The sequence below is a fragment of the uncultured Litoreibacter sp. genome (assembly GCF_947501785.1).
In the GTDB taxonomy this organism is placed as follows: domain Bacteria; phylum Pseudomonadota; class Alphaproteobacteria; order Rhodobacterales; family Rhodobacteraceae; genus Litoreibacter.
Genome location: NZ_CANMXB010000001.1, coordinates 3,477,098 through 3,500,492 on the forward strand (window position 1 = coordinate 3,477,098; position 23,395 = coordinate 3,500,492).

18 protein-coding genes are annotated in these 23,395 nt (G+C 62.2%); 8 read left to right on the forward strand and 10 right to left on the reverse strand.

The window, feature by feature from the left end:
- Nucleotides 1–101 precede the first annotated feature (101 nt).
- Both Q0899_RS17370 and deoC read right to left on the reverse strand, forming a co-directional pair.
- Nucleotides 102–2,405 (reverse strand): aldehyde dehydrogenase family protein, encoded by a 2,304-nt coding sequence (locus Q0899_RS17370; protein ID WP_299194410.1) that lies wholly within the window; start codon nucleotides 2,403–2,405, stop codon nucleotides 102–104.
- Nucleotides 2,406–2,408: 3 nt separating this feature from the next.
- Entirely contained in the window at nucleotides 2,409–3,401 is a 993-nt protein-coding gene (gene deoC / locus Q0899_RS17375; RefSeq protein ID WP_299194413.1) for a deoxyribose-phosphate aldolase, read from the reverse strand.
- A 114-nt stretch (nucleotides 3,402–3,515) separates the two neighbouring features.
- On the opposite strand from deoC, the gene rpe reads away from it, so the two are divergent.
- On the forward strand, nucleotides 3,516–4,196 hold the full coding sequence (rpe, locus tag Q0899_RS17380; protein WP_299194416.1) for a ribulose-phosphate 3-epimerase: 681 nt from the start codon (nucleotides 3,516–3,518) through the stop codon (nucleotides 4,194–4,196).
- Here the strand turns inward: rpe and Q0899_RS17385 are convergent.
- Nucleotides 4,193–5,242 carry a serine hydrolase gene (locus Q0899_RS17385; RefSeq protein ID WP_299194419.1) on the reverse strand — a complete coding sequence of 350 codons (1,050 nt, stop codon included), beginning with the start codon at nucleotides 5,240–5,242 and terminating at the stop codon, nucleotides 4,193–4,195. The two genes, rpe and Q0899_RS17385, sit on opposite strands and share 4 nt — an antisense overlap.
- Nucleotides 5,243–5,303: 61 nt before the next feature.
- On the reverse strand, nucleotides 5,304–5,648 hold the full coding sequence (locus Q0899_RS17390; RefSeq protein WP_298360147.1) for a hypothetical protein: 345 nt from the start codon (nucleotides 5,646–5,648) through the stop codon (nucleotides 5,304–5,306).
- A 180-nt stretch (nucleotides 5,649–5,828) separates the two neighbouring features.
- On the opposite strand from Q0899_RS17390, the gene Q0899_RS17395 reads away from it, so the two are divergent.
- The 3 genes from Q0899_RS17395 to Q0899_RS17405 are packed head-to-tail and all read left to right on the forward strand — an operon-like array spanning nucleotide 5,829 to nucleotide 8,052.
- Nucleotides 5,829–6,755, forward strand: a complete 927-nt coding sequence (locus Q0899_RS17395; RefSeq protein WP_299194423.1) for an ABC transporter ATP-binding protein — start codon at nucleotides 5,829–5,831, stop codon at nucleotides 6,753–6,755.
- On the forward strand, nucleotides 6,752–7,513 hold the full coding sequence (locus Q0899_RS17400; protein WP_298298296.1) for an ABC transporter permease: 762 nt from the start codon (nucleotides 6,752–6,754) through the stop codon (nucleotides 7,511–7,513). The genes Q0899_RS17395 and Q0899_RS17400 overlap by 4 nt, the downstream gene beginning before the upstream one ends.
- Before the next feature lie 56 nt (nucleotides 7,514–7,569).
- Complete coding sequence (locus Q0899_RS17405; protein WP_299194427.1) at nucleotides 7,570–8,052, forward strand: hypothetical protein; 483 nt, start codon at nucleotides 7,570–7,572, stop codon at nucleotides 8,050–8,052.
- A 58-nt stretch (nucleotides 8,053–8,110) separates the two neighbouring features.
- Here the strand turns inward: Q0899_RS17405 and Q0899_RS17410 are convergent, their stop codons facing one another.
- Entirely contained in the window at nucleotides 8,111–8,908 is a 798-nt protein-coding gene (locus tag Q0899_RS17410; RefSeq protein WP_299194430.1) for a polyhydroxybutyrate depolymerase, read from the reverse strand.
- Nucleotides 8,909–8,980: 72 nt separating this feature from the next.
- A complete protein-coding gene (locus tag Q0899_RS17415; protein WP_298360143.1) occupies nucleotides 8,981–12,607 on the reverse strand; it encodes a chemotaxis protein CheB in 3,627 nt (1,208 codons plus the stop codon).
- Between the two features lie 304 nt (nucleotides 12,608–12,911).
- Between Q0899_RS17415 and Q0899_RS17420 the strand changes: the two genes are divergently transcribed.
- Entirely contained in the window at nucleotides 12,912–13,505 is a 594-nt protein-coding gene (locus tag Q0899_RS17420; RefSeq protein WP_298298315.1) for a hypothetical protein, read from the forward strand.
- Between the two features lie 79 nt (nucleotides 13,506–13,584).
- On the opposite strand, the gene Q0899_RS17425 is transcribed toward Q0899_RS17420, so the two are convergent.
- Nucleotides 13,585–16,002: an FAD-dependent oxidoreductase gene (locus Q0899_RS17425; RefSeq protein ID WP_299194434.1), complete on the reverse strand. Its 2,418-nt coding sequence runs from the start codon at nucleotides 16,000–16,002 to the stop codon at nucleotides 13,585–13,587.
- Nucleotides 16,003–16,163: 161 nt separating this feature from the next.
- Between Q0899_RS17425 and Q0899_RS17430 the strand changes: the two genes are divergently transcribed.
- The gene (locus Q0899_RS17430) at nucleotides 16,164–17,687 is read left to right on the forward strand and encodes a trimethylamine methyltransferase family protein (RefSeq protein ID WP_299194437.1); all 1,524 of its coding nucleotides are present in this window, start codon (nucleotides 16,164–16,166) and stop codon (nucleotides 17,685–17,687) included.
- A 27-nt stretch (nucleotides 17,688–17,714) separates the two neighbouring features.
- Here Q0899_RS17430 and Q0899_RS17435 read toward each other — a convergent pair whose 3' ends face one another.
- Both Q0899_RS17435 and truA read right to left on the reverse strand, forming a co-directional pair.
- Nucleotides 17,715–18,704 carry an ester cyclase gene (locus tag Q0899_RS17435; RefSeq protein WP_299194440.1) on the reverse strand — a complete coding sequence of 330 codons (990 nt, stop codon included), beginning with the start codon at nucleotides 18,702–18,704 and terminating at the stop codon, nucleotides 17,715–17,717.
- The gene (gene truA / locus Q0899_RS17440; RefSeq protein WP_299194443.1) at nucleotides 18,691–19,455 is read right to left on the reverse strand and encodes a tRNA pseudouridine(38-40) synthase TruA; all 765 of its coding nucleotides are present in this window, start codon (nucleotides 19,453–19,455) and stop codon (nucleotides 18,691–18,693) included. Before truA ends, Q0899_RS17435 begins: the two co-directional genes overlap by 14 nt.
- 96 nt (nucleotides 19,456–19,551) lie before the next feature.
- Here truA and Q0899_RS17445 point away from each other — a divergent pair, with 96 nt between their 5' ends.
- Together Q0899_RS17445 and Q0899_RS17450 are read left to right on the forward strand one after the other, a co-directional pair.
- Nucleotides 19,552–20,967 (forward strand): YcjX family protein, encoded by a 1,416-nt coding sequence (locus Q0899_RS17445; RefSeq protein ID WP_298298332.1) that lies wholly within the window; start codon nucleotides 19,552–19,554, stop codon nucleotides 20,965–20,967.
- Entirely contained in the window at nucleotides 20,964–22,016 is a 1,053-nt protein-coding gene (locus Q0899_RS17450; RefSeq protein ID WP_299194447.1) for a YcjF family protein, read from the forward strand. The genes Q0899_RS17445 and Q0899_RS17450 overlap by 4 nt, the downstream gene beginning before the upstream one ends.
- A gap of 91 nt (nucleotides 22,017–22,107) precedes the next feature.
- Here the strand turns inward: Q0899_RS17450 and Q0899_RS17455 are convergent, their stop codons facing one another.
- Complete coding sequence (locus Q0899_RS17455) at nucleotides 22,108–23,289, reverse strand: NAD(P)/FAD-dependent oxidoreductase (protein ID WP_299194450.1); 1,182 nt, start codon at nucleotides 23,287–23,289, stop codon at nucleotides 22,108–22,110.
- Nucleotides 23,290–23,395: the final 106 nt, after the last annotated feature.

Consider the following 23,395-nt stretch of genomic DNA (forward strand, 5'->3'; position numbering starts at 1 on the left):
CGCGCGCGTGATGTTTTGCGTTCTTGGGGGAGCTTCGCTCCCCCGCCACGCGGGCATCCCCCTTGAGCATATTTTTGGCAGAAAGAAGCTATTCGCAGCCCTTATTCGCCGTAGGGGATCCAGATGTTTTTGACCTCAGTGGCCGCCGCCAGCATGTCTTTGCTATCCGGGATCTGCGGAGCAATCAGCGTTCGTTTGAGGTTGCTGGTGGACTTGGCCTCGATGATTTGTGCGAGGTCAGTTGAGGAAAAACTCCACATTGCATCCACGTCCATATGCGCGGCCATATGCGGTGCAAGCTCCGCGTGGCTGCCGGTGAGGATGTTGGCCACGCCGGCGGGCATGTCGGAGGTTTCCAGCACTTGGATAAAATCGGTCGCGGCCAGCGGGAAGGGCTCGGAGGCGGCGAGGATCACGCGGTTGCCCATGGCGATAGCCGGGGCGAGCGTACCGATCAGGCCTGCGAGCGGTGCATCGTCGGGGCAAAGCGCCGCGATCACGCCGACCGGTTCCTTCATCGCCAAAGCGACACCGCGAATTGGGACACCGTGCACTTGCCCATCGTATTTGTCGGCCCAAGCGGCGTAAGTGAATAGGGTGGAGATCGCGGTTTCGACCTCTTTTGCGCCGTTCTTGCCGGTCAGGGCCTTTAGTCGCGCCTCAAACTCATCCGCGCGGGTGGCGAGGTTCTCGGCTAGGTAGTATAGGATTTGCGCGCGCAGGTGGCCGGTGGTCTTGGACCACGCTTTGGCGGAATGCGCAGCCTCAACCGCATTGCGCAGGTCCTTGCGGTTGGCGAGGCTGACCTCGCCCAGCGCATGGCCCTTCGGCCCGTAGACCATCCGGGAATAACCGCCATCAGGACGCGCCTGCTTGCCACCGATATAGAGCTTGGCGGTGCGATCTACGCCATCGCTGGGGGTGCCGTCGCCGGTGAAGGCTGTAACCGGTTTTGCCGGCTTGTCCTGCGCCTTCGCGCGGGTGTAGCCCGCCAACCCTTCCCAGCCGCCTTCGCGCCCGAAGCCGCTTTCGCGGACCCCGCCAAAGCCTGCGGCCGCGTCCATCATGTTGGTGCCGTTGATCCAGACGATGCCTGCCGCCAGCTTGGGCGCGATGTCCAACGCCAGGTTGATGTTCTCGCTCCACACCGTCGCGGCCAGCCCGTAGCGGGTGTCATTGGCGATTTGCACGGCCTCCGCAGGGGTGCGGAAGGTGGCGGAGACCAGCACGGGCCCGAAGATTTCCTCCTGCATCAGGGGCGATGCGCTGTGCAATCCGGTGATCAATGTCGGCGGGTAGAAGCAGCCGTCGGGCGCCTCTGTTTGGAAGGTCTCGCCTTCGGGGTTGCCCTCTACCATGCCCTTGATCGCAGCCAATTGCACAGGGTCCACAATCGCGCCCACGTCGATGCATTTGTCCAACGGGTCGCCGATGCGCAGGCCTTGCATGCGGGTTTTAAGCTTGGCGTAGAAGCGGTCCGCGATGCCTTCCTGGACCAGCAGCCGCGAGCCTGCGCAGCAGACTTGGCCCTGGTTGAACCAGATGGCGTCGACCAGCCCTTCGACGGCGCTGTCCAAATCTGCGTCGTCGAAAACGATGTAGGGGGATTTGCCGCCCAATTCCAAACTGAGCGCCTTGCCGGAGCCTGCTGTGGCCTCCCGAATTTTGCGCCCAACGGCGGTGGAGCCGGTGAAGGCCACCTTGTCCACGTCGCTTGCCACGATCATTTCGCCCACGCGGCCGTCGCCGGTGACGATGTTGACGACGCCGTCCGGCACGCCGGCTGCCGCGCAAATCTCGGCGAAAACCATGGCCGACAGGGATGTGTATTCGGCGGGTTTCAGCACCACCGTGTTGCCCATCGCCAGCGCTGGCGCGATTTTCCAGGCCAGCATCAGCAGCGGGAAGTTCCACGGGATGATTTGGCCGCAGACGCCAAGCGCTTCGCGGTCGGGCAGCTCGCCGTCCATCAGCTGGGCAAAGCCTGCGTGGTGGTAGAAATGGCGGATTGCCAGAGGCACGTCGATGTCGCGGCTCTCCCGGATCGGTTTGCCGTTATCGAGGCTTTCCATAACCGCCAGAAGGCGGCTGTTCTTTTGCAATCCACGTGCAATGGCGTAAAGCACGCGGGCGCGGCGTTCGCCGTCTTTGGCCCATGCGGGCTGCGCCTTTCGGGCGGCTTTGACCGCCGCTTCAACGTCTTCGGCCGTCGCCTGCGTCACACCCGCCAGCTTCTCTCCCGTGGCGGGGTTGTTGCTGTCGAAATCGTCGCGCAACGGTCCCCATTTGCCGCCAATGTAATGCCCGGCAATGCCGCCGCGATCAGTCAGCCATGTCAGCGCCTCAGACGCGCTTTCGGGGGCGGGGCCATACTCCATCGTCTCGAATTTTTCTTTGACAGTCATAACTTATCCCATCGGATGGCGGTAAGAGGCGGAGTAGGCGCCCGTCACGTGGTGCTCCAACTGCCGCTCGATATCGTTCAGTAGCGACGAGGCTCCGAAGCGGAAGAGGTCGGGCTGTAGCCAACGGTCGCCCAGCTCGTCTTTCATCAGCGCCAGATAGGTGATCGCGTCCTTGGCCTTGGAAATGCCGCCCGCCGGTTTGTAGCCCACATAGTAGCCCGTCGCGTCGAAATAGTCGCGGATGGCGCGGATCATCACCAGCGAAACGGGCAGCGTCGCGTTCACGCTTTCCTTGCCGGTGGAGGTCTTGATGAAATCCGCCCCCGCCATCATGCAAATCAGCGAGGCGCGGGCCACATTGCGCAACGACCCCAGCTCGCCTGTGGCCAGAATGGCCTTCACATGGGCGTCTCCGCAGGCGGCGCGGAACTCTTTCATCTCGTCATAAAGCGCCTGCCAGTTTTGCGTCAGGACGTGGCGGCGGGAGATGACGATGTCGATCTCGCGCGCGCCCAGTTGCACGCTTTCCTCAATCTCGGCGACGCGCAGATGGAACGGCGACAAGCCCGCAGGGAAGCCGGTCGACACAGCCGCCACTGGAATGCCCGAGCCGTGCAAGGCTGAAACCGCAGTGGGGATCATGTCGTGATAGACGCAGACCGCGCCGGTGGTCAGCCCGTCCATGCCAAGCCGGTCCATGATGTCGGCCCGAACTGGTTGGCGCGCTTTGGCGCACAAGCGGCGCACCCGGCCCGCCGTGTCGTCGCCCGACAAGGTGGTCAAATCAATGCAGGTCACGGCCTTCAGCAGCCAGGCCGCCTGAAACTCCTTTTTCACCGACCGCCGGCCCGGCAGGGTCTTCGCCCGCCGCTCGATCGCCGAGGTGTTTGCCTGCACCCGCGCGACCCAATCAAGGTCCAGCGCCATGCCGGGGTTGCGCGCCAGATGCACTTGCGGCAGCTGCGCGGTTTGGATGTTCGTAACCGTGTCTGTCATGGCCAAAACCGTGTCATGCCCAGCGCCCAAGCGCAAGACGGCCCTCGCGGAAACGGCGGTTTTCAAACGCATCGCGGGGCGCTAGGAACAACCTATCACAAAGGGGATTCTGCCATGACTTTCGACCGCTCCGTCAAAATCGCGCCGTCCATCCTGTCGGCGGACTTCGCCAATTTCGGGCTGGAATGCGAGGCCATAGAGGCGCAAGGCGCGGACTGGGTGCATGTCGATGTGATGGACGGCCATTTTGTGCCCAACATCACCTTCGGGCCCGCCACCTGCAAGGCCATCCGCCCGCATATCAAGACGGTGATGGACGTGCATCTGATGATTGCCCCCGTCGATCCCTATATCGCGGCGTTTGCCGAAGCCGGCGCCGACGTCATAACCGCCCATGTCGAGGCCGGCCCCCACATTCACCGCACCCTGCAAGCCATTCGCGGGGCAGGGGCCAAAGCGGGGCTGGCGCTGAACCCCGGCACGGATCTCGATAGCGTGGACTACCTGCTCGATATGGTCGATCTGGTTTGCATTATGACCGTGAACCCCGGCTTTGGTGGGCAGAAATTCATCCATAGCCAAGTTGAAAAGGTCCGCAAGCTGCGCGCCATGATCGGGGATCGCCCCATCCACATCGAAATCGACGGCGGCGTTACACCTGAAACGGCACCTCTGGTGGTGGAGGCTGGGGCAGATGTGCTTGTCGCAGGCTCCGCCGTGTTCAAAGGCGGCAGCGTGTCGAACCCCGCGCCTTACGGCGACAACATCAAAGCGATCCGCGCCGCTGCCAGCTAGTCGGCCAGCTTTGCGCGGATGATCGGGGCAAGGTGCTCTTCGACCACCTTCACGGCCAATTGCCAGTCATTGGGCTGGTTGTAATTGCCCGCGTAGACGACCAGCACCAAATCCAGCCCCTTGTTGACCGAGAAACGCTGCCCGCCATTGCCAAATCCCGCCGACCAAGGCGGCGGGTTGCCGGGTGGCATGTACCAGAAATAGCCGTAATCCAGTTCAAACCCGGTCGATGTTTTGCGCGACAGTGCCGTCTCGATCCAGTCGGCGGGAACCACCTGCGTGCCGTCATAAACGCCGCCGTCAATCAGCATCTGGCCGATCTTCGCCAGATCAGGGGCGCGCAGCCGCAGCCCTGATGCCGCCGAGGGCACGCCGTCCCAACCGACCCATTCAAACGTTTCAATGCCCAGCGGACCAAACAGCGTCTCTTTGGCGAAGGCGTCCAGCCGCATGCCGGACCCGTCTTCTATCAGCTTGCCGATGATGGTCGTGGCCCCGCCGTTGTAATTCCAAATCTTGCCCGGCTCCGTCACCATGGGGCGGTCCAGCACGAAGCGGTAGCGGTCATCGGCGCGTTCCATCGCGATCTCGCTGTTGGCGGGGTCGGTGTAGGGCAGGTTCTCGTTCCACTCCGTCCCCATCCGCATGGTCAGCGCGTCCTCAATGGTGATCGCGGCCCGCACGGGGTCTTCCAGCAGGTCTTCGTAATCCGGGAACTGCGCCACCAGGGGCGCGTCAACGGGCGGCACAAGGCCGTCTTCCAAGGCGATACCATAGAGCAATGCGGTGATGCTCTTGGTCACTGACCGCAGGTCATGCACCGTGTCCGGCCCATGGCTTTGCACGCCAAGCGGCGCGCCCCAGGCCTCATCCTCACCTTCGAAATAGGCGTCCATAATCACCTCGCCGCCCATGCGCAAATGCACGCTGTGCAGGCCGCTCAACTCACCGGCGTCGAAGGCGGCGCGCAAGGACTGGTCATGCGTGTCGGCGGCGGCCATCGTGCCGAGCAACAGTGCAGACATGAAGGTGAGAAAGCGGGTCAAGGTTCGACCTCCGGCAATGTATGATCTGGAAGATGGTATCAGGGCATGTTCGGTCGTGCCACTAATTCCGCGTGGCTACAAAAAAGGGGTCCTCTTCCCGCCAATAGGTCAACAGGCTGCGTCCGGTTGGGGCGGATGCGCCCCGCGTTTCCAAGGCAAACAGGTCCGCGGCGAGAAGGGATGCCATGCGCAAAGTCTGGCCGACCTCGCTGTGTTCCGCGGCATCGCCGTCAAACACCCGTTCGATCGCATGGGCGGCGCTGACCAGGACGAAGACCAGTTGCAATCCGCTGACATCCGGCCACCTGCGCGCCAGGTCAGCAACGGCAGAACGCGGCCCATCCGGACCGTCAGAGACCCGCGCGATTGCAAAATCGACCATGTCATCGATTTGTTTCAGGCCCAATCTACCCGCTTTCTGACGTACTGGTTATTTCTGCTGCCGGGCCGGCAGGTTGCTCGGGCGGTAGTAGAACATTCTACACGGCCCTTGGGAATGAGTTTTTGGCCGCAAATTCGCACAACAGTTGCGGCTTTCACATAGCCGTGAGCGGCAGTAGGTTGCCGCGTGAAGAGGAGACGCATTATGGCGGGTATTGTCTCGGTCAATCAGCTGGTCAAAACATATGATGGCGGGTTCCAGGCCCTGAAATCGGTGTCTCTGGACATCGAGGACGGCGAAATTCTGGCGCTGCTTGGCCCAAACGGGGCTGGGAAAACCACATTGATTTCAGTGATTTGTGGTATGGTGAACCCCACCAGCGGCACAGTGTCGGTTGGTGGGCATGACATCATCACCGATTTCCGCGCGGCGCGGCAGCTGATCGGGTTGGTCCCGCAAGAGATTAATCTCGAGCCGTTCGAGAAGGTGATCAACACAGTGCGATTCACCCGCGGGCTGTTTGGCAAACCCCGTGACGATGCCATGCTGGAAAAAATTCTGCGCCAGCTTTCGCTCTGGGACAAGAAGGACAGCCGCATCATGGAGCTGTCCGGCGGCATGAAACGCCGGGTTCTGATTGCCAAGGCGCTCAGCCACGAGCCGCGCGTGCTATTTCTGGATGAGCCGACCGCGGGTGTCGATGTCGAGCTACGCAAAGACATGTGGGACATCGTGCGCGACCTGAAGGAGGATGGCGTCACCATCATCCTGACCACGCATTACATCGAGGAAGCGGAGGCGATTGCCGACCGCGTCGGCGTCATCTCCAAGGGCGAAATTCTGCTGGTCAAAGAGAAAGCCGCGCTCATGGCGCAGATGGGCCGCAAGGAATTGGAAATCGAATTGCAATCGCCACTGACCGAAGTCCCGGCAGCGCTCGCGGATTACGCGCTTTGCGTGGGCGACAGTGGCCGCAGCTTGATTTACAGCTACGACACCAGCGCCGAGCGGACCGGCATCACCAAGCTGCTCAGCGATCTGGCGGCAGCCGGGTTGGTGATGAAAGACGTCGCCACGCGGCAATCGTCTCTGGAAGACATATTCGTCGGGCTGGTGGAGGATGCACAATGAACATGCAAGCAATCAGGGCAATCTATGTCTTTGAAATGGCGCGGTTCTTCCGCACGCTGACGCAAAGCTTCGTGTCGCCGGTGCTGTCCACGTCGCTTTACTTTGTGGTGTTTGGAACCGCGATCGGCAGCCGCATCGAAAGCGTCGAGGGCGTCAGCTACGGCGCCTTCATCGTGCCCGGCCTCATTATGCTGTCGGTGATGACGCAGGCCACGGCGAACGCGTCTTTCGGCATCTATTTCCCGAAATTCATCGGCACGATATACGAGCTGCTATCCGCTCCGGTTTCCTTCCTGGAGATTGTGATCGGCTATGTCGGCGCCGCGGCGACAAAGGCGCTTTTCATCGGCTGCGTCATCTTCGGGACCGCCTTCTTTTTTGTTGATCTGCAAATCGCGCATCCCGTGGCGATGGTCGCCTTCTTGGTGCTCACCTGTTTCAGCTTTGCACTGCTGGGCTTCATCATCGGCATCTGGGCGCAGAACTTCGAGCAATTGCAGCTGATCCCGCTGCTGGTGATCACGCCCTTGGTGTTCCTTGGGGGCTCGTTCTATTCGATCTCGATGTTGCCGCCGGTCTGGCAGACGATCACCATGTTCAACCCGGTGGTGTACCTGATCTCGGGCTTCCGCTGGGCGTTCTTTGGGACGGCGGATGTGCCCATCGGGCTCAGCCTGTTCGCAATCGCTCTGTTTACGGGCGGCTGCATTGCGGTGATCGGATGGATTTTCAAGACCGGGTACCGCATCAAGAGTTGATCCCGCGTGAATGTGGTTTCGGGTAAAAGAGGGGAGCAACCAACCGGAGGCTTTCCATGTCCGACACCACATCTCCCCTGAGCCCACGCGGCATTCTGATGCTCATGCTGGCGGGCGCGCTGGCCACGGCGGCCTTTGATATCTACGGGCAGGTGATCAGCCCTGCCTTGGGCGGGTCGCGGCTTGCGCCGGTCCCGCTGGCAGGCTCGGTCTGGCGCGCGATTGCGGGCTTCCCGTCAAAAGAAATGGCCGAGTTGCTGCATTACACCGCAGGCGTCATCGGCTATCCGCTGGGCTTCGCGCTGGTCGCGCGGCCCCTTTGGCAAAAGATTGCACCCGCCGTGCCGTGGTGGGCCGTCGCCGTGGCGTTCGGCTGTGCGCAATGGGTGTTTGCGCTCTATATCATGGCGCATCTGGTGGCGGGGCAGCCGGCCTTCTTAGGCTGGACCGGCATCACATGGGCGGCACTGTGGGGGCACATCGTCTATGCGCTGGTGGCCATCGGCGTCAGCAATCACTTTGCTCTGGTGCGGCGTTAGCCGCCCAAATCCTCGAGGAGGATTTGAATTCAGAGTTTCTTCGAAACTCTGCCCCGCGCTACGATCCAAGCCCCAGCAACTCATCCAGCTGCTTGGCAAACCACCCGCGTGGGATGAAATGCCCGCGCGGGTGAACGTCCAGCGTCACGCTGCCGGCGGTACAGTCGTCCCAGACCGTGCGGTCAAAATGGTCGCGCTCGGTGGTCGAGTAGCTGGAGGTGCCCGTCACCTCCCCGCAGCCCAGCATGTTCCGCCATAGCGAGACGGCGTAGGTCGTGTCGCCATCCGGCCCGAAGGGAAAATCCAGCACGTTGTCGGTCAACCCATGCACGTGGCGCACTTCCAACGGGGCGGTTTCGCAGTCCTCGTCCTGATCCAGCGTGCCGGAGACGGCCAGCAATGCGCGTACATCCGTGCCGTTCTCGCAGGCGTAGCGCCACGCCATGTTGGACCCCCAGGAATAACCCGACACAAAGATGCGCGACCGGTCGATCGGGTAGCGTGTGGCGGCGTCTTCGATGATGGCGGCGGCGAAGTCGGTGTCTTGCGACCCGGGGTGCCAGAAATCCCAGCTTTTGTTCAGCCCGTTGGGCGCCAGCAGCAGCACCCCACGCTTGCGGGTCGCGCCGGAAATGCGGCCATGTTTGACGATCAGGGTGCCTTGGCGCGCCCAGCCGTGGAAATGCAGCATCACCGGCATGGGCGTCACCCCGTCCCAGTCGTCAGGCACTTTGACATGGTATGAGCGGTCGCCAAGCGGGCAGGGCGTCTGGTCAACGCAGTCTTCCGCGGCGGCAAGGCCGGGGAGCGCCGCGGCGAAAGCCACAGCCAGAGCAAACAGGATATGAAGGCGCATTACGAAGCCGGTCCTTTTGAGGTGTCACGCCAGCCTAGCGGCTAATCCGCGCGAAGGGACCTCAAAAAAACGTTAGTCGTCGTTCAGGGGTTTCAGCGTGATGGAGCCAAAATAGTTGGACACCTCATCCTTCTCGTTTCTGGCGGTCGACATCTCAACCGTCATCACATGCCGGCTGCCATTGCCGGCGGTCAGCTTGAAGTCGTCGCGGTACGGCCGGCCCTTCTTGATGGTGCGTTCGCGGTGCTTGGCAAAGCGGGGCTGGTCCTCCACATCCACCATCGAATGGATCAACTTGAACGTGGCCTCGACCGACGGGTCAACCCGCATGATGCGGTAGTTGCTTGGGCTCCAATACGCCACGTCCGTCAGGATATCGTAGGAGAAGAACCCGACGTCGCGCCGGTCAATAAGCGTCTCCACTTCGCGCAGGCGGGTGCTGGTCGCCACTTCAGCGGTAATGTCGCGGAAGGAGCCGACCACGGCCACCGAGTTCCCGGTGGAGTCCTTGGTCACAGCGCCCATCGCGCGCACCCAGACGGCCTGCCCGTCTCGGCGGCGGAGCCGCGCTTTGAAGTCGTAGGCAACGTCATCCTCTATTGCGCGCTGGACGGCTGCGGTCACCATCTCGCGGTCATCTTCATGATAGGCGTTTAGGCCGTTTTCGAGGGTAACCTCGAACGTGGCCGGGTCCTCGCCGTGAATTTCGTAAACACGTTCCGACCAGTGCAAAGAATTGTCGCTGAGATCAATGCGCCAATAGCCGGTTTCAGACACTTGTTCGATCAGCTCCAGCGACCGGTGGCTCATGCCCACCTCGGCGGTCGCGCCAATCATTTCGGTCACGTCGTTGCCGACGATGACCACAACCATTTGCCCGGTGGAAGGGTCGGTGTAGGCGTGCCGGAGCGCCGCCAGCCAAACGGTGTTGTCATCGCCCTGGCGTAGCGGGAAAGCCTGGTCATGCGGCTTGCCGTCCAAAAGCACCCGCAGCCCGTTGCCTTTCGGGATCTTCGCGTCCTTCAGCAATGTGTCGACAGGGGTGCCCAGGGCCTCTTCGGCCTCGACGCCAAGAACGGCGGCCATGCTGGAACTCAACCTGGTGATCAATCCGCCCTCGTCATGCTGCAGCAGGTAGATGGGCGCGTTGGTCAGCAGCTGGTTCAGCTCGTTGGCCAAGGACTGGATGGCAGGCGGGGAGCGCAGGAACACAAGGGTGGTGCCGATCATCTGGCCGCCGTCGCCGGTAAACGGGGCGCATTGCAACGTGTAAGGCCCGCTGTCGGTCAGGAAGTCGGCATGCACGGGTTCGCCCAGCTGCAGCGCGCGGTTGCAGAATTCCACAAGGCGGGGAAAGCCGCCGGGCAGATGGATTTGGCTCAAATGCGGGTTGCGCAATGGCTCCGTGATGCCGAACAGCTGCATGGCGTCCTGGCTGGCGCGCACAATCTGCAACGCGTTGTCCAACACCAGCAGCGGCACAGGGACGTTGCCCAGCAGGGAGCCAAGCTCGGCGTTCAGCCCCATCAACTCGGAGGAGTTCACCTGCAGCTCCTCGTTGACGGTGATCAGTTCTTCATTGGTGGACTGCAGTTCCTCGTTGGAGGTCTCCAGTTCTTCATTGGTGGCCTGCAGCTCTTCGTTGGTGGACTGCAGCTCTTCGTTCAGGGCCTGCAGCTCTTCGTTGGAGGTTTCCAGTTCTTCAATGGTCTGCTGCAACGCCTCGCGGGTGGTGGCCAGTTCCTGGTCCAGTTCCCGCAAGTGGTCATCCGTCATGGCGGTGCCGGTGGTGGCCTGCGACGCCGACAGGTCCTCGTAGTCATGCTTGGTCCAGGAGTTGATGACCATCAACGCCAGCCGCTCGTCAATCGAGGGCGCCTGTATCGGGATCGCTTCCAGGCGCACCAGCCGGTCGTCATCTTCGATCAGGGTGTGCTTGGTGCCGACGCGGCGCTGGTCATGCTTCAGGGCCAAGGTGACAAGGCTGCGCGCTTCCTCTCGGTAAGGGGATTTCAGCAGGCTTAGCTGCAGGTTCAACGATGAGTCCTCGGACAGGTTCACGTAGGGGGTGATGTCGCCATAGACGCGCAGAAAGCTGTGGTCGGAGGAGACAAGAATCGAATTTTCTCCCAACGAGCGCGCAAGCGCGTCAAACATTAACCGTTCGGTCGGGGTGGGCTCGGGCGCGGCAATCGGTTCGCGGTTTTTGCGCGCGACAGGCGGCGAGGACCAGCTCCCCGAAAATGCCTTCGCACCAATCTGGTCTTTCTTGCGGAGCGGGCGTTTACGGAAGATATGCGGGTTGCCCGCGACCTCGGTAAACAGCTGGTCCGAGCCGGTGACACTTTCGGCGGTGCCCACGAACATGTAGGCGTTTTGCTTCATGGCGTAATGCAGCCGGGCGAAGACGCGGGTTTGCAGCTTGGAGGAGAAGTAGATCAGCAGGTTTCGGCAGCAGATCAGGTCCATGTTCAGGAAGGGCGGGTCCTGGCACAGGTTGTGGTCGGAAAACAGGATCACGGCGCGCAGCGCTTCGATCACCCGCACGCCCTCGGATTGCTGGATGAAATACTTGTCCGACAGCTCTTTGGGGACGTCCAGCAACGCGCCTTGCGAATATTGCCCCTTGCGGGCGTAATCCAGCGCCGCGCGGTCAATGTCGGTGGCGAAAATCTGGGTTTTGGACCGCACCAGCTCGGCCGCGCCGCCCATCGCTTCGGCCAGCAGGATGGCGATGGAATAGACCTCCTCGCCGGTGGCGCAGCCCGCCACCCAGATGCGCAGCGGCCGGTCCTTGCGCTGGTCGACCAGCTCCTGGACGTATTGTTGCAGGTCCTCAAATTCTTCGCGGTCGCGGAAGAACCGCGTGACCGAGATCAGAAGGTCCTTGAACAGCGCATCCACTTCGCGTGGCTCGTTGCGGCAATGGACCACGTAGTCCTCGACGGTGGGGATGCCCAAGGCGGTCATGCGCCGGTCGATGCGGCGCAGCACCGTGGATTGCTTGTACTCGCGGAAATCGACGCGGGTGCGGGCCAGAACAATCTGCAAAATGCCCGAAATGGGCGACACGTCGCCCCCGTCTGATCGGAACTGTTCCAGGTTGCGCGGGGAATCCACGATCTTCTTGAGATGGATGGCAATGTCGCTGGGGCGCAGCACCAGATCGACACAGCCGGTGGCGATCGCGGCGTTGGGCATGCCGTCATATTTGGCTGATTCGTCGTCCTGGGCGATGGTGATGCCGCCCGCCTCGCGCACGGCCTGGATGCCGTAGGCGCCGTCTGATCCGGTGCCGGACAGGATGATGCCCATCGACCGGTCCTGGCGGTCTTCGGCAAGGCTGATCAAAAACCGGTCAACCGATGGCTTGGGTTTTCCCATCTCATCGCTTGGGGGGCGCAGGCGCAGCCGGCCGTCCTCCATCACGACGTCGGCGCGGGGTGGGGTGACGTAGATGACATCGGGCTTCGGGACCATCTTGTCTTCAATGTCGACCACCAAAAGGTCGGTCTCGCTGGCGATCAGGCTGGTCATCAGGCTTTTGTGCTGCGGCGACATGTGCTGGACGATGACGTAGGCGCATCCATTGTCGGTCGGGAGGCTGGTCGCCAATTCTCTGAGGGCTTCAAGCCCACCTGCTGATGACCCAATTCCAACGACGAGCGGTGGCTTGGCCTTTTTCTTAGCCTTTGGCATTCATTACCTTTTCGGCCCGCAGGCCCAATTTAGTGTAGTAAAATTCTTTACTTCCAAAAATGTACAGTTCGGCATTTTAGACAAAAAGTGGCTACAAACAATCTGGAATATTAAATTTAGAATAAGCTGACATCGTAAACCATTTGTTAACATTGTTTGACTATGGGTAAACAAGGCACTGTTGATCGACACAATTCCGGGAACTGCAATGACTTCATTAGAAGCTCTAGACGCCGCGGACAATGATCGGTTTGTGATTCATTTAACCCGCAGAATAACTGGCAAAGATGTCGACGGACTGCGCGTGTCCTCAATCGAACTTCAACATGTCGATATTCGGAACAGGTATTCCTTCAAGCAAGGCCGCGCCCTGCATGAGGTATTTGCCGCTGATCTGGCAAATGCGCTGAAAGCGGCATTGCAAAACATGGTGCCCGGCGAGCGCATCATTTCGATGCCGGACTTCAAGGTGACCATTCCGGGGGTGGTCCTGGGCGGGCTGCGCATCCTCTACTCCAAGGCCGAGAACGGCAAGGAGACGATCATGATGCGGGTGCGCGAATATGTCGGCGCAATCAAGTCCGCGTTCCGCTTTGACCCGTCGCTGGCGGTGGACACAGCGACCATGCGCGAACGCATCGCCGTCGAGGTGTTGCGCGACATCGTCAACCCGCTGCTCGATATCCTGTCCATTGCCCGCGACACACCGCCCGAGGTCATCGACAACAATTCAGCCGCGATCAGAGGCCAGCTGAAGCGCATGTCCATGCGCCAGGACGAGATCAATTTCTACGTCGGCCTTTTGAAACGCTACATCGCCGGTTGCCGCAGCGACGCGGAAGGCCAGACCGCCAATGGCATCGACATGGAAACCGTGCCCGGGTTGGGCCGGAGCTAGGCAGACTTTCCCAGAAAGTCTGCACCCAAATCCTCGATGAGGATTTGTCCCCAATTTCTATTCTAGAAATTGGCGCCGCCTAAGCCTTCACCCGCAAATTCGCCGGATCATATTGCCCGCGCGCCACCACCTTGGCGGGCTGGGGCACACCAACGACATCCACATGCACGCTTGTGCCCTCAGCCTCAAACGCGGGGTCGACATAGGCGTAGGCAAGGTTCTTGCGCAGCCGGTGCCCCCAATCCGCCGACGTCACCGTCCCAATGACACGCGCGCCGTCGCGCACGGACGCGCCGCCATGGCTCGGCGCATGGGTGGCCTCAATCTCCAGCACCACCAGCTGCTTGCGTGGCCCCGCCGTCAGCATTTCCTGCAAAGCGGGCTTGCCGATGAAGTCCTTGCCCATGTCCACAAACCGCTCCAGCCCAGCCTCAAACGGGTTGAACTCGGTGATCAGGTCCGCCTTCCAATGCATGTAACCCTTCTCCATGCGCATCGACTCCACGGCCCGCGCGCCGAACAGGCCCATCCCATGCGCCTCGCCAGCCTTCCTGAGCGCCAGATAGGCCGCATAAAGCTGCGCATTCGGCACGTGGATTTCATAGGCCAATTCGCCGGAGAAGCTGACCCCCATCACCACCGCCGGCGCGATCCCGATAAACGCCTCCCGCACAGATAGCCACGGGAACGCTGCCGCCGACCAATCCGCGCGGCTGCACGCGGATAGCACGTCGCGCGCCTTGGGTCCGGCCAGCACCAGAATGGTCCAGTCATTGGTCAGCGACTTGATCGAGACGTCCGCACCCTCCGGCACATGGCTCGTTAGCCAATCCATGTCATGCCACTCGGCGGCGGCGGCAGACCCCCACCAGATGCGATCGCCCGTCAGGTTGGCCACCGTTGCTTCGCCCTTGATGTTCCCTTGATGGTTCAGAAAATACCCAAGGCCCACACGGCCTTCCTTGCGCGTCACCCGCCCGCAAAAAATGCCATCCAGCCAGTCCCGCGCATCCGCGCCGGTGATCTCGAACCGGTTGAACCCGTTCACCTCGCAAAGCCCAACGCCCGACTGCACCATCTCCACGTCGCGCTTGACCACCTCAAACGCCTCGTTGAAGCCAAAGCCCAGCGTTTCCGCAAACTCCGGCGAGGGCCGGATGTAATCCACCCGTTCCCACCCATTCACCACGGTGAATTCCGCGCCCTCCGCCGCCAGCACAGGCGTCAACGGAGTCGTCTTCGCAGGCCTCCCCGCAGGCCGGTGCTCATGCGGGAAGTGGAAGCGGAACTCGTTCTGGTAGTCCTCGATGGCCTTCAGCGAGGTCAGCTCCACATTGCCGTGCCCCGTGAACCGCCGCGGGTCCAGACACCACATGTCATACTCCGCCTCGCCATGCACAATCTGCTGCGCCAGCAGCCAGCCATGCCCGCCACCTTCGCCCACGCCGGCCCGCAGCCCGATGATGCAAAACGCGTTGCGCTTGCCCGGGACCTGTCCCACCAAAGGCGCGCCGTCGATCGTGTAGGTGATCGGGCCGTTTACCACCCGCTTGATCCCCACCTCCATCAGCGCGGGCATGCGCGCAAACGCGCCTTCCAGCACGTCCATCACCCGGTCCAGATCGTCGGGGCACAGGTCGTTGGCAAAGGCGGGGTCAATCCCGTCCATCCCCCACGGCCTGCAATCCTGCTCGTAGAAGCCCACCAGCAAGCCGCCCTTTTCCTGCCGCGAATAGTAGTCCGAAATCGGGCATCGCAGCAGCGGCATACGGTGCCCGGCTTCCGCAATCGCCGGAATATCCTCGGTGATAAAATACTGGTGCTCCATCGAGGCGACAGGGTGCTGCACACCCATCATCGCCGCCACCTCATTCACCCGATATCCACCCGCATTCACCACGACATCGCAATCAATATCGCCATTGGTGGTCTGCACCGTCCACGTATCATCGCTATGTTGCACCAGCCCTGTCACGGCCGTATGCCGGTATACCTCCGCCCCCGCCTTGCGCGCATGAAAGGCCAGCGCCTGACACAGCTGCGCGGGGTCAATGTCGCCGTCCTCGCCGTCCCACAAACCGCCCAGCAGGTTCTCAGTCGAAATCAACGGATGCCGCCGCGCGCATTCCTCCGCGTCAATCACCTCATAGGTGACGCCCATCCCCTCGGCCATCGACGCAAAATGCCGGTAACCGTCCATCTGCGCCTCAGTATTGGCCAACCGAATGCCGCCGTCGCCATGATGATACCCAACCGGGTACTCCGGGTCGTCCCGCAGCTTTTTGTACAAAGCGACCGAGTGCGATTTCAGCCCCACCATCGTCTGATTCATCCCGAAATTCGTCACCTGTGCCGCCGAATGCCACGTGGTCCCAGATGTCAGCTCGTCGCGTTCAATCAGCACCACATCCGACCAGCCCTCTTGCGTCAGGTGATACAGGGTCGAGCACCCCGCAATCCCGCCCCCAATCACAACGGCTCTGGTTCTGGTTTTCATGGCGGCTCTCCTAATTGCGTTGGGCCATCCACATTGAAAACGCCCGTATCGTCAATCCCGCACGCCCTTCATTTCAACCTATCAAAACCCGATTTCAGCGATCCCGAACCCCGCGCAGTTTTTGCTTGCCAGACCGCCCATTCGCGGCTCACCTCACCCCTATGAGCAGACGTCAATCCGGTGGCCGCAGCGCCCGCCTCGCCCTCCGCGCCGCCCCTCCGGCGGTCAACCCCGCGCCCGCCGGCCAAATCGGCGGGGCCTACAAGCCGCTGTCGGAGCCTGACCTCAAAGCCATCTATGACACCGCCCTGAGACTGCTCGAAAACCTCGGCATGGGGGAGGTCCCCGACCGCCTCGAAAAACTCTTCCTCAGCAAGGGCGCGCATCTCAACGAAAAGGGACGCACCTGCTTCCCCCGCGCCATGGTCGAGGACGCCATTGCCTCTGCCGCCAAACGCTTCCCGCTGCACGCCCGCGACCCGCAACGCACCATCGAGGTGGGCGGCGACAAAGTCCATTTCGGCACCGGCGGCGCGGCGGTGCAAACGCTTGATCTGCAAACCGCCAGCTACCGCCCTTCAACGCTGCAAGACCTTTACGACTTCACCCGCCTGCAAGACACGCTGCCCAATGTCAGCTGGTTCACCCGCTGCTGCGTCGCCACCGATGTGCCCGACAATTTCGACCTTGACGTCAATACCGTCTACGCCCTGATGCGCGGCACCTCGAAACCGGTCGCCACGTCCTTCACCCTCGCGGAATACGTGGACCCCATCGTCAAACTGCTCGACACCGTCGCAGGCGGGGAGGGGGCATTCTCCAAACGCCCCTTCGTCAAAGCCCACATCTCCCCCGTCATCTCGCCGATGCGCTACGGCGAAGACGCGGTCGACGTCACCTATGCCTGCATCGAACACAACATCCCCATTTCCGCCATCACAGCCGCGCAATCAGGTGCAACCGCTCCTGCTACGCTCGCAGGCTTCCTCGCGCAGTCGCTGGCCGAAACCCTCGGCAGCTTGCTGATGGTCAACGCCATCAGCCCCGGCTACCCGATGGTCTTCTCCAACTGGCCGCTGGTCATAGACCTCAGAACCGGCGCCTTCTGCGGCGGCGGCGGAGAAATCACCGTGCTTAACGCCGCCTCCGCGCAGCTCAGCAACTGGTTGGGTCTGCCCTCGGGTGTCGCCAGTTCCATGACCGACGCCAAGGCCATCGACCAACAATACGGTATGGAAAAAGGACTAACCGCGCTCGCCGCAGGCCTCGCCGGAGGCAACCTGATCTACGAATCCTCCGGCATGACCGCGTCGCTTCTGGGCGCATCTTTTGAAGGCTTCGTCCTCGACAACGATATGATCGGCCAGGTCTACCGCGCGCTCCGTGGCATCGAGGTCTCAGAAGACACGCTGGGGTACGAGGCCATCTGCGACGCCATCCTTGGCGAAGGCCACTTCCTCGGCCACGACCAAACGCTGCAAGCGATGGAGCGCGACTACCTCTACCCCGACCACGCCGACCGCGACGCGCCGAGCAAGTGGGAGGAGGAAGGAAAACCCGACGCATGGTCCCGCGCCAAACAGGCCGCGACGGATATCCTAAGCCAGCCCGACCCCGGCTACCTGACGAAAGACCAAGACGCCAAAATCCGTGACCAGTTCAAAATCCTGCTTGACCCGGTCTAGCTTCTTTCTGCCAAAAATATGCATGGCCTAACACTGGCCAGACCCCAACAAAATCTGCTTCCAAATTGCCGTCTCGTCCACAAGCGTCCATTCCCGCCGCAGACCATCTGGCCCAAACTCGGCATGGGTAATCCCCATCACATGCACCGGCACCCCCGTTGGCGCGCCAAACCGCCCCCAACCGTCATGCAAACCATCCAGTGACCACCGCACCGCCGCCCGTGGAGACATGCCCTCATCTTCACGCCCCACCACATGATGCACCTCGAACCGCGCCGAGGGGAAAGACGACCGCAACGGCAGCCAGAACCGGTCCACCTCCGCCCAGCCATGTCCCTCGAAGTGGCCGGGGTAATGCACCATCACCGCGCGGTCATACTCGGACTGAACGGCGGAGAACTCCGCCCCCATCAGCCGCTCCAAGACGGATGCGAGCCGCGCCCCGGCTTCATGGTCATTGCCTTGCCCTAGGTACGGCCCCGGCACATCCAAAGCAGGGGTAAACGGCTTTACGCAAAGCGCTGGTCCGCCCTCAATCGCAATCTGGCGGCGGGTCCAGTCGACCACGTCCTGACCCATTTGCACCACAATCGCCGACTGGTCGCGCACCAGCCATTCGTCCAACACGGCGTTCTTCGAACAATAGCAATCCGCCAAAATCCGGTACTGCAACCGCCGTCCCGTCGGCGCGCCATAGGCTCCAAAGCCCAAATGGGTGGCCGAACAAATCAACCGATGCGACGACAAGAACCCACCCTCGGCCTCACACCAGATCACGTCCTCGCCTGGCAATTCCCGGTCCGGAAACTCCGCCAGGGTCGCCATGGTCGCCGCAATAATCCCGTCATTGCCGACAACAACCGAGGCCGGCGAACGCACCACCAGCCCGTCACCGTAATACTGACGCAGCGTCCCAATACGCCGCTCTTCCCATATCTCGGCGGTAATCCCGTTGATGTAATGCGGCACGTCGCGCCATTTCGGGTCGAACCCGTCGAGCACCTTAGAACGGGTCATCGTCATACCCCACGCCCGCCAGATAAAGCCCGTCAGGCGGGCAAACCGGGCCGCAGGCCGCGCGGTCGCGCGCCTCCAGCGCCGCCTTCATGTCCTCAGGTTTCCACGACCCGGACCCGACCTGCACCAGCGAGCCCACAAAGCTGCGGATCTGGTTGTGCAGGAATGACCGCGCCCGAAAATGGAATCGGCATTCCACCCCGTACGGCACCTCTACGCGCTCAATCCGTCCCTCGTCCAACGTCTTCACCGGGGAGGCCGCCTGGCACATGGTCGACCGAAACGTCGTGAAATCATGCTGGCCCAACAAATGCCCGGCCGCCTCCTGCATCGCATCTACATCCAGCTCATGCTTGATGCGCCACACCAATCCACGCTCATGGGTCAACGGCGCGCGCCGTGACACCAGCCGGAACAGGTAGCGCCGTTCAACGGCTGAAAACCGGGCGTGCCAGTCATCAGCCACCTCTGCCGCCGCCAAGACGCAAACGGGCAGGGGCTTGAGGTGGTAATTCAACGCCTCAGACAGCCGAAAAGGATCCCACTCTACCGCCATATCCGCATGCGCGACCTGCGCGGTCGCATGCACGCCAGTATCCGTGCGGCCGGCCGCCGAAATGCCGTCGAAATCCGGCTGCAGCTTGCGCAAAGCGTCCTCAACCGCGCCCTGCACAGAAGGCAGGTCGGTCTGGCGCTGCCACCCTTTGAAGGGCGCGCCGTCATATTCGATTTTCAAGGCGTATCTGGGCATGTCCCCCGTCTATCGCGGGGAAAGCCGCAAACCAAGCCCCCTACACAGGCGGCCTGCCGCACCTTATGTAAGGACACGGTTAAAGAAAGTTACGATTTGATTATCAACAATATCGTCGACGGGGTCACCCGCACCATCGAGGACGCGACCAGCTCCGTCACCGGCATGTTCGAGCCCGAAATCCGGCTTGGTGTGACGGGCCTGTCGCGCGCGGGCAAGACGGTGTTCATCACCTCGCTGATCGCCAATCTGATGGACCGGGGCCGCATGCCGCAGCTTCAGGGTGCCGCGCATGGCAACATCAAATCCGCCTATCTCAGGCCGCAGCCCGACGACACCATCGCGCGGTTCGATTATGAAACGCATCTGGCCGCAATGACCGGCCCCGAACCGCATTGGCCCCAATCCACCCGCACCATTTCCGAGCTTCGACTGTCCCTGAAGGTCCAGCCCGGCGGGTTGATCGGCACCTTCTCCGGTCCGCGCACGGTGCATCTGGACATCGTGGACTACCCCGGCGAATGGCTTTTGGACCTTGGCCTGATCGACAAAAGCTTCGCCGAATGGTCGCAGGACAGCCTTGAGCGTGCCAGCAATCGCGACGCCGCCCAGGCCTACCGCGACCTGCTGGACAAGACCGACAGCTCAGCCAAGCTGGTAGAACCCGCCGCGCAGGAACTGGCGTCCGTCTACACCGCCTATCTGCACGACATTCGCGAGGCCGGTTTTTCCGACGCCACACCCGGCAGGTTCCTGTTGCCCGGCGAACTCGACGGCTCCCCCGTCCTGACCTTCGCGCCTCTGCCCAAGCCCGATAGCCAGCCGCGCAACTCCCTCTACCGCGAATTCGAACGCCGCTACGAGGCTTACAAATCCAAGGTGGTCAAACCCTTCTTCCGCGACCATTTCAGCCGGATCGACCGGCAGGTGGTGCTGGTCGACGCACTTGGCGCGATCCATGCCGGACCGCAGGCGTTGGATGCGTTGCGCCGCTCCATGGTCGATATCCTGCAGGCCTTCCGCCCCGGACGTAGCAGCTGGCTAGGCTCGATCCTCTTTGGCAAAAAGGTCGAGAAAATCCTTTTTGCCGCCACCAAGGCGGACCACTTGCACCATTCCCAACATGGGCGGCTCACCGCGATCATGGAAGCGCTGCTGAGGGACGCCAAAGACCGCGCCGATTTCGCAGGCGCGCAAACCTCTGCCATGTCGATTGCGGCTTTAAGGGCCACGGTGGAACAACAGATGGACCACGAAGGCGACACGCTCGACGTGGTGCGCGGCGCGCTGTTGAGCACCGGCAAACAGGCCGCGTTCTACCCCGGTGACCTGCCGTCTGATCCCTCCAAACTGATCGGCCCGGCGCGGGACGGGGACGCGAAATGGTTGGATGCGGATTACTCGGTGATGGCCTTCGCGCCCGCAGATATCGAGCTGAACGTCGGTGACGGCCCGCCGCATATCCGGCTGGACAAGGCGGCAGAATTCTTGATCGGGGATCGTCTGGTATGAGCAAAGCAAAAGGGCCCGTCCTGTTCGATCTGGACGAAAAACCCAAACCCAAATCCCGCGCCAAGCCGAAGGTCAAAGAGGTCGCAGACACCCCGCTGACCCCAGCAACCGCGCCGGTGGTTCCCGACATGGAGGCCCCGACACCAACGGGCCAAGCCATGCAAACGCTGACCAACCTCGCCGCCCGCCGCCCGTCGCGGTTGACGCGGTTTTTCTGGTCAATGCTGGTGGCACTTCTGGGCTTCATGGCCTCGGTCGCCGCATGGAATTTCGTGGCGGGGCTGGTCGCATCCAATCCAATTCTCGGCTACGTCGCCTTGGGCCTGACCGCGCTGTTCTGCCTCGCGCTATTGCTCGTCGCGGGTCGCGAATGGCTGGCCTTGGTGCGCCTGAAACGCATCGACGGCGTGCGGATGGAGGCGGAGGCGGCACTCGCCACCAGCGACCTCAAATCCGCCCGCAAAACCCGAGACCGCATTGTGGCGCTTTACAAAGCGCGGCCAGAACTCGACGCCGCCCGCGCCGAAGTCATGCGCCGCGACGGCGACAGTTTCGACGCGGATGCGGTGTTCGGCGTGGTCGAAAATCAGTTGCTGGCCCCCTTGGACGAGGCTGCCAAACGCGAGGTCGAATCCGCCGCCCGCCAAGTCGCGACTGTCACCGCCATAGTGCCGCTGGCCTTGGCCGATCTGATCACCGCACTGACCGCCAACCTGCGCATGATCCGCCGCATCGCGGAAATCTACGGAGGGCGCTCCGGCGCGCTGGGCAATTGGCGGCTGACCCGCGCGGTGATGACCCATTTGGTGGCCACGGGTGCGGTGGCCGTAGGCGACGACCTGATTGGCTCCATCGCGGGGGGCGGTGTGCTCAGCCGCATCTCCCGTCGCTTTGGCGAGGGGGTCATCAACGGCGCGCTCACTGCCCGCGTCGGCGTGGCCGCCATTGAAGTCTGCCGGCCGCTGCCCTTCGTGGCGGAACACAAACCCTCGGTCACAAACATGGTGAAACGCGCGCTGACCGGGCTATTTCCATCCGCAAAGGAGTAACGCCGCGCTTGCGCGCGTCGCTACGGCGGGGGCTCCGCCCCCCGTCGCTGACGCTCCTCCCCCCGAGGTATTTTTGAAACAATGATGGGATCTAGCGCGGGGTCAGTGAACCCAGCGGTGGGATAAGGTTGCCGCAGACCAGCCGCGTCAGGATGCGCGGCGTGGGGGCGATTTGGCTCAGCGGGAACAGCGCGTGGTCGCGGAGTTTGGGCAGCCATGTCGAGTCGGATTGGTATTGCGGCGTGAACGCCCATGACATGGCTTGGTAGATGCGCACGTGCCAGCGGCGAGCGCTTGCGTAATGGTGCAGGGCCACGTTGATGTTGTTTTCGTATTTCAGCGCCTGCGCCAATGCCATGGCGTCCAGAAGTGCCATATTGGCCCCCTGGCCAAGCTGCGGGGACGCCTTGTGGGCGCTGTCGCCGATGATGGCGAGGCGGTCCGCGTAAGGTTTGCGCAACGTGCCGTGGGAGTAACGCGCCATGGTCATTTGGTCGTGGGTTTTGATGGTCTCAAGGAACGGCGCGAAGGCGGGCCAGAGGGACGTGGCCTCCTGTTTCCAGTCGTCCAGAGGCGTGGCGAGCCAGTCGGGGTGGGCGTCACGGGGCATGGACCAGAAGATCGCCGCCTGTGGAGCGTCGGACCCCGGCAGGGTGCCGCAGGGCAGGACCCCCATCATCCGGTCGGCGCGGCGGTAGCTTTGCGACAGATGGTCCAGCGGCAGGTCCGTTTCGGGCCACGGCACCGTGCCCCAGATCGCACCATAAGGCAGCGGCGTGGCCTTGATCGCAGACAGGTCGCTGCTGGCGCCGGAGGCGTCGATGATCAGGTCGAATTTGGGGGATGTGGGGTGGGACTTGAAGTGGATGTGGCCATGTTCGAACGCGGTGGCCTCGTGACTGGAGGTCAGGGTCACGCCCGCCTCCAACGCCGCGTTTAGCACGGCGTCGAACAGGGCTGCGCGGTGGATGCCAAGGCCGTAAGTCACCCCGTCGCCCGCGCGGTCGTACCAGACGTCCAAAACGCGGCGCTTGGTCTCGCTTTCATGGCCCAGCATGCGGGTGATGCGGTTGCCTTTGGACCTTGCAATGTCTCCCGCGCCGATGGCGTCGAGCACCTCCAAGCCAACGGGTTGGATCACAAGGCCGGAGCCCACCGGGCGGGGCGCGTCGAACTGGTCATAGACGGTGACCTCATGCCCCTGACCCGCCAACAGCGCGCCTGCGGCCAGACCGCCGATCCCGGCCCCTGCAATTCCGATCTTCAAACTCATGGCGCCAGTGATACCTGCAACACAGGGAAGCGCAATGCGACACTGGACCCTCGCGTATCACGGGGCTATACCGCTTCACATGACGAGGCTTCGCATCATCATTCGA

What these genes read in the sequence shown, in the direction of transcription:
- Q0899_RS17370 (WP_299194410.1), bottom strand. Translation starts at nt 2,405, where the DNA reads ATGACTGTCAAAGAAAAATTCGAGACGATGGAGTATGGCCCCGCCCCC.
- deoC (WP_299194413.1), bottom strand. Translation starts at nt 3,401, where the DNA reads ATGACAGACACGGTTACGAACATCCAAACCGCGCAGCTGCCGCAAGTG.
- rpe (WP_299194416.1), top strand. Translation starts at nt 3,516, where the DNA reads ATGACTTTCGACCGCTCCGTCAAAATCGCGCCGTCCATCCTGTCGGCG.
- Q0899_RS17395 (WP_299194423.1), top strand. Translation starts at nt 5,829, where the DNA reads ATGGCGGGTATTGTCTCGGTCAATCAGCTGGTCAAAACATATGATGGC.
- Q0899_RS17400 (WP_298298296.1), top strand. Translation starts at nt 6,752, where the DNA reads ATGAACATGCAAGCAATCAGGGCAATCTATGTCTTTGAAATGGCGCGG.
- Q0899_RS17405 (WP_299194427.1), top strand. Translation starts at nt 7,570, where the DNA reads ATGTCCGACACCACATCTCCCCTGAGCCCACGCGGCATTCTGATGCTC.
- Q0899_RS17410 (WP_299194430.1), bottom strand. Translation starts at nt 8,908, where the DNA reads ATGCGCCTTCATATCCTGTTTGCTCTGGCTGTGGCTTTCGCCGCGGCG.
- Q0899_RS17415 (WP_298360143.1), bottom strand. Translation starts at nt 12,607, where the DNA reads ATGCCAAAGGCTAAGAAAAAGGCCAAGCCACCGCTCGTCGTTGGAATT.
- Q0899_RS17425 (WP_299194434.1), bottom strand. Translation starts at nt 16,002, where the DNA reads ATGAAAACCAGAACCAGAGCCGTTGTGATTGGGGGCGGGATTGCGGGG.
- Q0899_RS17430 (WP_299194437.1), top strand. Translation starts at nt 16,164, where the DNA reads ATGAGCAGACGTCAATCCGGTGGCCGCAGCGCCCGCCTCGCCCTCCGC.
- Q0899_RS17435 (WP_299194440.1), bottom strand. Translation starts at nt 18,704, where the DNA reads ATGACCCGTTCTAAGGTGCTCGACGGGTTCGACCCGAAATGGCGCGAC.
- truA (WP_299194443.1), bottom strand. Translation starts at nt 19,455, where the DNA reads ATGCCCAGATACGCCTTGAAAATCGAATATGACGGCGCGCCCTTCAAA.
- Q0899_RS17450 (WP_299194447.1), top strand. Translation starts at nt 20,964, where the DNA reads ATGAGCAAAGCAAAAGGGCCCGTCCTGTTCGATCTGGACGAAAAACCC.
- Q0899_RS17455 (WP_299194450.1), bottom strand. Translation starts at nt 23,289, where the DNA reads ATGAGTTTGAAGATCGGAATTGCAGGGGCCGGGATCGGCGGTCTGGCC.